Origin of the sequence: Sphingomonas sp. (genome assembly GCF_051962185.1) — a bacterium.
In the GTDB taxonomy this organism is placed as follows: Bacteria; Pseudomonadota; Alphaproteobacteria; order Sphingomonadales; family Sphingomonadaceae; genus Sphingomonas.
This window is the reverse complement of record NZ_JBQCCN010000021.1, coordinates 26,961-34,825: the sequence shown is the minus strand read 5'-3', so window position 1 is coordinate 34,825 and position 7,865 is coordinate 26,961. Positions and strand designations below refer to the sequence as shown.

Here is a 7,865-nt window from a genome sequence, read left to right as displayed (position 1 = left end):
CCGCGACATAGCCGCCGGGGCCTGAGCCGAGGACGATGAGGTCATAAGTTTCAGCCACTGGGGAGGTGTCCTTCTAGAGCCCCTCCCCCCTTGCGGGGGAGGGGTTGGGGAGAGGGGCCAGCGGCGAGGCGGGCTCGATGCCCGCCTCACCGCTATTCAGCACGTCGAGAATAGATGTGAGCACGGCCTCACGCCGCGCCAAGATATCGTTGTTGTAGTAGCGGACGATGCGAAAGCCTTGAGCTCGAAGATAGGCGTCACGTTCAGCGTCGTAGTCGTTGTCGATATGCTGCGAGCCATCCGCCTCGACAATCAACCGTGCTTCGAAACATACGAAATCGACGATGTATTGGTCCAGGCGCTGCTGCTGGCGGAATTTCCAGCCAGCCAGGCGTTTGGCGCGCAGCAGACGCCATAACGCCGCTTCAGCCTCGGTCGGGTTGCGGCGCATTTCGCGCGCTCTGGCGAGCGCGCGCCCTCTCCCTCCCACCGCCTTGCGGCGGCGGGCCCCTCCCTCCCCCGTAGAGGGGGAGGGTGAAGGGGGTTGCGTCGTCATCGATCCAGCCCAACGAACACGAAACGCCCTTCCGCGACCTTGGCTATCGCCTCGCCGTGGCGGTCGCGTTTCCAGGCTTCGGTGGCGATGGTGAGCGACGTACGCCCCTCGCCCACAACCTCGGCCCACACCGAGAGTTCGTCGCCGATGTCGGCAGGATTGAGGAACTTGAAGCCATCGGCGGCGACCACCGGCGCGCGCTTGCCGGTGCGGCGAGAGGCGAGGCTGCCGCCCGCGAGCGACATCTGGCCGAACAGCCAGCCGACAAAGGCAGTGCCGTAAGGATTGGCGTCGGCGGCCATTACTGTCACGCGAATGTCGGGCATCCGCTCGGGCGGCGCGAGCGACGCGTTCATTCGGCCATCACCGGACGCGGTTTGCGATCCTGGTCGATCGCGACGAAGGTGAAGCGTGCCTCGGTCACGCGGCGATGGTCGTCGCGATGGCGGTCGCGCGCCCAGCATTCGACGTCGATCGTCATCGAAGTGCGGCCGACCCTGGCCAGCTCGGCATAGACCGACACCTCGTCGCCGATATGGACCGGGGAGTGGAATTGCATGCCGTCCATCGCGATGGTGACGGCGCGGCCGTGCGAGTGGCGCGCGGCGACAAGGCCGGCGGCGGAGTCCATCAGGCTCATCAGCCAGCCGCCGAAGATATCGCCATAGGCATTGGCGTCCGCCGGCATGGCCGTGACGCGGATCGCCGGCTCGTGCGCCGGAGGCGTCGTCGGTTCCTCGTTCACGCGTCGCGTCGTCCCGCGCGGTCGGCGCGCCACGACAGCAGGAACGGCTTGAATCCGAAGCCGACGACGAACGCGGTCGAGACCAGGCCGATCGGCCAGATCGTGTCGCCGCCCTGCGGATAGCCCCAGGCCGCCATCGCCGTGATCAGATAGGTCACGATCGCGCTGGCGACCATGTAGCAAGCCTCGGCAAGGGTCCGCGCGGACATCGGCATCGCCTCAGGCGAGCATGCCCAAGGGCGCTTCGATCAGCGCCTTGAACGCCTGCATCAGCTCGGCGCCGTCAGCGCCATCGATCGCGCGATGGTCGAAGCTGCCGGTCGCCGACATCACGGTCGCAACGCCGAGCGCGTCCTCGACGATGTAGGGACGCTTCTCACCCGCGCCGATCGCCATGATCATGCCCTGGGGCGGGTTGATCACCGCCTCGAACTGCTTGATGCCGAACATGCCCATGTTCGAGATCGAGGCGGTGCCGCCCTGATATTCCTCTGGCTTGAGCTTGTTGTCACGGGCGCGAGTGGCGAGATCCTTCATCTCGGTCGAGATGGCGGCGACACCCTTGGTATCGGCATGGGTGATGATCGGCGTGATCAGCCCCGACGGAGTCGAGACCGCTACCGAGATGTCGGCGCGCTGGAAGCTGATCAGCTGGTCGGGCGTGAACATCACGTTGCATTTCGGCACCTGGATCAGCGAGGCGGCAAGCGCCTTGATCAGGAGGTCGTTGACCGACAGCTTCACGCCGCGCGGCTCGAGGCTCTTGTTGAGGTCGGCGCGCAGTTTGAGCAGCGCGTCGAGCCGGACGTCGACGGTCAAATAGATGTGCGGGACCTGCTGCTTCGATTCGGTCAGGCGGCGCGCGATCGTCTTGCGGACGTTCGACAGCTTGGTCGCCTCGTGCGGGATGTCGGGGATCGCGGCAGGCTTGGCCGGCGCGGGCGCAACGCCAGCCTCGGCCGACGCGGCAGCAGTAGTCGGTGCCACGGCGCCGGGCTTGGCGCGCTCGACATCGGCGCGGACGATGCGGCCGTTCGGGCCCGAGCCGCTCACCGAGGCGAGGTCCACGCCCTTCTCGGCAGCGACGCGGCGCGCCAGCGGGCTCGCCTTGACTCGGTCGCCCGACGCCGCGGGCGCCGGTGCCGGCGCGGCAGGAGCCGGAGCCAGGGTGGGCGAAGACGCCGGAGCTGGTGCCGCTTCCGCCTTGGGCGCCTCAGCCTTCGGCGCCTCGGCCTTGGAGGCGGCCTTGGCGGCGGAGGCGTCCTCGCCTTCGGCCGCGAGGATCGCGATGACCTGGCCGACCTTCACATTGTCGGTGCCTTCGGGAACGACGATCTCGGCGATCACGCCTTCGTCGACCGCCTCGAATTCCATCGTCGCCTTGTCGGTTTCGATTTCCGCCATCAGGTCGCCCGACTTGACGGCGTCGCCGGCCTTGACCAGCCATTTCGCCAGCGTGCCCTCCTCCATCGTCGGTGACAAAGCGGGCATCTTGATCTCGATCGGCATTCTGCGTCCTCTCGGGGCAGCCTGGGGAGGCGGAGTGTGAACCGGCTCCTTTGCGCCCGTCTTGCTTCGGGTCAAGAGCGTGAGCTTGCACGACGGTACGTTCCGCGCCACCTATCTGCCGAAACGGGAGGGGCCGGACCACATGCGCATCTATCTGGTGGTGGTGGACGACAGTCCCGAGGCGGAGGTCGCATTGCGCTTCGCGGCGCGGCGCGCGGTCAAGACCGGGGGCGGCGTCGAGATCCTCTCCATCCTGCCGCCGCAGGAATTCATCGCGTTCGGCGGCGTGCAGGCGACGATCGAGGCCGAGGCGCGCCAGCATGCCGAAGCGATCATCGCCGGCGCCGCCGGCACGCTGTTCGAGGAATCGGGCCTGAAACCGGCGATCACGCTGCGGCAGGGCGACGCGCCCAAGGTGATCAGCGAAGCGATCGAGAATAATCCCGAGATCGCGGCGCTGGTGCTGGGTGCCGCCGCGAGCGGGTCGCCGGGCCCGCTGGTCAGCCATTTCGCCGGAAGCGATGCCGGCAAGCTGCCCATCCCGATCATGATCATCCCCGGCAGCCTGGATCGCGAGGCGATCGATCGCCTGAGCTGACCGATCGGACTGCAGGCCCGTTATTCGTTGGACGGACGAATAATCACGCCGCGACCGTGCGGCTCGACCTCGACACGATCCAATTGTTCAATCAGATCGGCGAACAAGTCGTCATTATCTATTGGGATGTGGCGATTGAATCCACGACCCAGCAATTCGAGATCGCGCCCGGTCAGAAAACCGAACGCAACTACGCGCTCGACCACCATGACGCGTACCTCCTGTTGGGAAAACGAACGTACTCGGCGCGAATTAGTGCCAATTGTTACAGCAGCGTAGCGCATTATTCGGAAGAACAACGCCGACGAGAGCCATTGCCAGGTGCGCGCGCACATCGCACTCTGCGGCGCCAAAACAGGGGAAGTAACATGCGCAAGATGCTGACGGTCGCCTCTCTCCTGCTGGTGTCCGCAGCGCCGCCCGCCGAACGCCCCTCCCCCGCGCGGCTCAAGGCGACGGTCACCGCGCTGGTCGGATTCGGGACGCGCCATTCGCTGTCCGACCCCAATGACCCCAAACGCGGGATCGGCGCGGCACGGGCCTGGGCGAACGCGCAGTTCGACGCGATCGGCGCGGCCTGCGGCGGGTGCCTGACCAGCGAGACGATCGCCCGCGACTTCACCGGGCCACGCGCGCCGAACGGCGTCAGGATCGTAGACGTGCTGGGCATCCAGAAAGGCAGCGAGCCCGACCGCGTGGTGATCGTAGGTGGCCATATCGATTCGCGGAACAGCGACGAGATGGATGCAAAGGCCGATGCGCCGGGCGCCAATGACGACGCATCGGGCGTCGCGCTGGTGCTGGAAGCCGCGCGCATCCTGTCCAAGCACAAATTCCGCGCGACGATCGTCTATGCCGCCTTCTCCGGCGAGGAACAGGGATTGTATGGCAGCACATTGCTCGCCGACACCGCCAAGGCGCGCGGCTGGCGCGTCACGGCGATGCTCAACAACGACATCGTCGGCAATTCGATCGGCAAGGACGGCGTGGTCGCCGACAAGACCGTCCGCGTCTTTTCCGAAGGCATTCGCGACAGCGAGGATCTGAAGGCCGATCTCGCCAGGCGCCAGAATGGCGGCGAAGACGACGGCCCGAGCCGCGCGCTGGCCAAGGCGATCGATCGCGTCGCCGCCGGCATCCCGGGCGGCCTCGACGCTTTCATCGTGCGCCGTCCCGACCGGTTCGGGCGCGGCGGCGACCATTTGCCGTTTCTAGCCTTGGGCTATCCCGCGGTGCGCTTCACCGTCGCCGCCGAGCGCTGGGACGCGCAACACCAGAATATCCGCACCGAAAATGGCGTCGCTTATGGCGATACGATCGACAAGATGGACTTCGTCTATCTGGCCAAGGTCACGGCGATCAACGTGGAGAGCATCCGCCGGCTCGCCGCCGCCCCCGCCGCGCCCGAGGGCGTGACGGTCGCGGGCGCGCTGTCGCGCGACACCATGGTGCGCTGGCAGCCGGTCGCCGGCGCGACGAAATATCGCGTGCATTGGCGGCGCGCCGATACGCAGAATTGGTCGATGAGCCGCGACGTCGGCGGCGCGACCGAACTATTGCTCAAGAACGTGCCGATCGATGACAATTTCGTCGGCGTATCGGCAGTGGCGGCGGACGGATCGGAAAGCCTGGTGACGTTCGCCGGCCCCGCGCCGCGGCGATAGCAGGCTTCAGCTACGCACGCGGCGAGCGCGCTCCTCGCGCCAAGCGAGCCAGATAGTGTGCGCGGTGATGACGCCGATCAACCCGGCAAGGGCCGCGCCGCGCCAATCCCGGAGAGCGAACTGCCGTATGGCTTCGTAGACGAAGTAGAGACAGAGCGGACCCAGGAGCAGCGCACGCCAGCGGCTGTTCGACAAACCGCGCTGTCCCAGCAAGCCCACCAACCATATGAGCAGGATCGCCAGAACGACGAAGCCGATCACATAGGGAACGTCGCTGGGGATGATCGGCGCCATTCAACGACCATAATCCGGCCGGTTGTCTGCGCAACCCGATCAACCGGCTAACGCGACCGTCCCCGCCCCGATACCGGCCAGATCGCGTCGAGCGTCTGGCCGCGCACGGCGTGGTAATTGTCGTAGAGATTGACCGTCGGGTCGCAATGCGGGGCGCGAAGTGAGATGCGATCACCGAGCGCGAGTGCGCCGGGCTGGGTCATCAGCGCGCCATGCTCGTCGCCCATCAGGAAGAAGCGCGCTTCCTCGCTGGCGCCGGTTTCCACCGTGGGCAGCGGGCCGTCGGTCGCCATCGACTTGATGCCGGCGTCGAGCGTGAACAGGCCCGGCGTGTTGGCGCTGATCACGCAGGTGTCGATCATCAGCGAGGTTTCGAACGGGATCGGCGCGCCTTCCTCTCCGGTCAGGTCGCAGGCGCGATATTCGTCGTCCATGAAGACATAGGAACCGACCTGGAGTTCGGTAAACAGGCCCAGGCCGGCATCGATGCGATGCGTGCCCGTGCCGCCGCCGGTCACGATCTCCGGCGCACCGCCGGCGTCGGTCAGCGCGGCGATGACGGTGCGGAGATAATCGGCGCGCTCGCGCATCGCCGCCTCGCGCTCGGCATAGGAATGGATGTGCTGGTGCGAGCCGCAATAGAATTGCACGCCGCGATAGACCAGCGCGGGAAGCGCGCGGATCGCATCGAGCAACTCGACCGCCGCGTCGGCCGAGGCGACGCCGGTGCGGTGGATGCCGGGATCGACGTCGATGATCACCGACAGCGTGGCGTCGCCGGCTCGCTCGACCGCGCGCGCAATGGCGCGAGCGTTGTCGGGATTGTCGACCACGGTCATCAACCCCGCCGAGCGCAGGTTGAGCGCGGCGAGCCGCTCTACCGCCGGTGCCGGCACGACCGGCGAGGTGATGTGCAGCCCGGTGATCCCGCCGTCGGCCAGCGCCTCCGCCTCGCCCAGTTTGGCACAGCACAGACCGATCGCACCGGCCGCGAGCTGGCGTTTCGCGATGTCGACGCTCTTGTGCGTCTTGGCATGGGGACGGAGCTGGAGGCCGTGCGACGCGGCGAACCCGGCCATGGTGGCGATGTTGCGATCGAGGCGGTCGAGGTCGAGCACGAGCACCGGCGTGTTGAGGTCGCGGCGCGAGCCCTGTCGGCCGATCAGATGGGCATGCAGTTGCTGGTCGTTCACGGGTGTCAGCTCCGGGCGGGAGAGGTCAGGCCGAACAAGCGGGCCAGGTCGTCATTGACGAATTTCTGTCCCGGGTCGACCGTTTCACGCACGCGCAGGAAATCGCCGGTGCGCGGATAGAGGCGTGCGACGTCGTCCGCCGTCAGCGTGTGGCGCTTGGCCCAATGCGGTCGCCCGCCCGAGCTGCGCAGTACCGCTTCCATCTCGGTGAACAGGTCGCGCCACGGCATCTTCGCATATTGGTGGAACGAGATCGAGGCGGCCGGACCGGCGTGGAAGGGGCTCATCCAGATGTCGTCGGCCGCGGTCAGGCGGAATTCGAACGGGAAGGCAACGGGCAGCTTGCGGCGGCGAATATAGGAAATCGCTTCCATCAGCGTCGGCAGGCCGGCCGCGCGCGGCACCTCATATTCCATTTCCTCGAAGCGAATGGTGCGGTCGGACGGGAAGATGCGCCAGGCCGGCCCGATGCGGGCGGTCGTCTTGCCGCTCATCTTCATCATGAAACGCTGGAGCGACGGGATGAGCTTCGGCACGCGCCGGCCGATCTCGCACACGTTGCGGAAGATCGATTCGTCTATGTCGGTGGTGTGCTTCAGGTCGCCGCTGCCCTCGACCGGATGCAGCGTCTTGAAGATCACGTGATCGGCATAGGGGAAGACGAAGAATTCGAAATGGCGCGTGGCGGCGCCGAGTTCTTCCCAACGCTCGGCCATTTCGGCGAGCGGGCGGCGCTCGATCCGCTCCTCGAGATAATAAGCCGGCAACACATTGATCCGGATCCGCGTGGTGACGCCGAACAGGCCTAGCGACAGGCGCTGTGCCTCATAAAGGTCCGGATTCGTGTCGGGGCCACATTCGACCAGGCTGCCGTCGGCCAGCATCAGCTCGAATCCGCAGGCCTGGGTCGAGAGGCTCCCGAGATCGGCGCCGGTGCCATGGGTACCGGTGGCGGTCGCGCCGGCCAGCGACTGGGGGTTGATGTCGCCCTGGTTGATCAGCGACAGGCCTTGCGCCCAAAGCGCCTCGGTTAGGCGGTCGAGCCCCCAGCCGGCGGGAACCCAGGCGGTGCGGCGGTCGGGCGCGATATCGATGCCGCCTTCATAGTCGGCCATGCTGAGCAACGTACCCGGCGTCTCGCACAAGGGCATGAAGGAATGGCCGGCACCGGTCACGCGCACCTTGTCGGCGGTCTGGACCAGGGCGGCGAGATCGGCGCGGGTTTTGGGCCGCTCGATCCGCCGGGGCCGGGCGTCGACACTGCCGGACCAATTGCGCCATTCCATGCCGTCAGCCTCCGTTATGG

General features: G+C 66.8%; 11 protein-coding genes. 2 read left to right on the top strand and 9 right to left on the bottom strand.

Annotation, left to right across the window (positions count from 1 at the left end; all coding sequences use genetic code 11):
* Positions 1-73: 73 nt before the first annotated feature.
* Genes ACTHJR_RS01720 through ACTHJR_RS01700 form a run of 5 tightly spaced genes read right to left on the bottom strand, consistent with a single transcriptional unit; the run spans position 74 to position 2,810 of the window.
* On the bottom strand, positions 74-556 hold the full coding sequence (locus ACTHJR_RS01720; RefSeq protein ID WP_440521327.1) for an endonuclease domain-containing protein: 483 nt from the start codon (positions 554-556) through the stop codon (positions 74-76).
* On the bottom strand, positions 553-912 hold the full coding sequence (locus tag ACTHJR_RS01715) for an acyl-CoA thioesterase (RefSeq protein WP_440521325.1): 360 nt from the start codon (positions 910-912) through the stop codon (positions 553-555). The genes ACTHJR_RS01720 and ACTHJR_RS01715 overlap by 4 nt, the downstream gene beginning before the upstream one ends.
* A complete protein-coding gene (locus tag ACTHJR_RS01710) occupies positions 909-1,244 on the bottom strand; it encodes an acyl-CoA thioesterase (RefSeq protein ID WP_440521329.1) in 336 nt (111 codons plus the stop codon). Before ACTHJR_RS01710 ends, ACTHJR_RS01715 begins: the two co-directional genes overlap by 4 nt.
* 53 nt (positions 1,245-1,297) lie before the next feature.
* On the bottom strand, positions 1,298-1,510 hold the full coding sequence (locus ACTHJR_RS01705; protein WP_440521324.1) for a hypothetical protein: 213 nt from the start codon (positions 1,508-1,510) through the stop codon (positions 1,298-1,300).
* A 10-nt stretch (positions 1,511-1,520) separates the two neighbouring features.
* A complete protein-coding gene (locus ACTHJR_RS01700; RefSeq protein WP_440521323.1) occupies positions 1,521-2,810 on the bottom strand; it encodes a pyruvate dehydrogenase complex dihydrolipoamide acetyltransferase in 1,290 nt (429 codons plus the stop codon).
* 142 nt (positions 2,811-2,952) lie between these two features.
* On the opposite strand from ACTHJR_RS01700, the gene ACTHJR_RS01695 reads away from it, so the two are divergent.
* Complete coding sequence (locus ACTHJR_RS01695; RefSeq protein WP_440521328.1) at positions 2,953-3,408, top strand: universal stress protein; 456 nt, start codon at positions 2,953-2,955, stop codon at positions 3,406-3,408.
* A 20-nt stretch (positions 3,409-3,428) separates the two neighbouring features.
* Here the strand turns inward: ACTHJR_RS01695 and ACTHJR_RS01690 are convergent, their stop codons facing one another.
* A complete protein-coding gene (locus ACTHJR_RS01690; RefSeq protein ID WP_440521322.1) occupies positions 3,429-3,743 on the bottom strand; it encodes a hypothetical protein in 315 nt (104 codons plus the stop codon).
* Positions 3,744-3,776: 33 nt separating this feature from the next.
* Between ACTHJR_RS01690 and ACTHJR_RS01685 the strand changes: the two genes are divergently transcribed.
* Complete coding sequence (locus tag ACTHJR_RS01685) at positions 3,777-5,072, top strand: M20/M25/M40 family metallo-hydrolase (protein WP_440521320.1); 1,296 nt, start codon at positions 3,777-3,779, stop codon at positions 5,070-5,072.
* Positions 5,073-5,078: 6 nt separating this feature from the next.
* Here ACTHJR_RS01685 and ACTHJR_RS01680 read toward each other — a convergent pair whose 3' ends face one another.
* From ACTHJR_RS01680 to ACTHJR_RS01670, 3 genes are read right to left on the bottom strand one after another with little or no spacing between them, the layout of a single operon-like run.
* The gene (locus ACTHJR_RS01680) at positions 5,079-5,366 is read right to left on the bottom strand and encodes a hypothetical protein (protein ID WP_440521318.1); all 288 of its coding nucleotides are present in this window, start codon (positions 5,364-5,366) and stop codon (positions 5,079-5,081) included.
* Positions 5,367-5,413: 47 nt separating this feature from the next.
* On the bottom strand, positions 5,414-6,559 hold the full coding sequence (locus ACTHJR_RS01675; protein WP_440521317.1) for a DSD1 family PLP-dependent enzyme: 1,146 nt from the start codon (positions 6,557-6,559) through the stop codon (positions 5,414-5,416).
* A 5-nt stretch (positions 6,560-6,564) separates the two neighbouring features.
* Complete coding sequence (locus ACTHJR_RS01670) at positions 6,565-7,845, bottom strand: D-arabinono-1,4-lactone oxidase (RefSeq protein WP_440521316.1); 1,281 nt, start codon at positions 7,843-7,845, stop codon at positions 6,565-6,567.
* Positions 7,846-7,865: the final 20 nt, after the last annotated feature.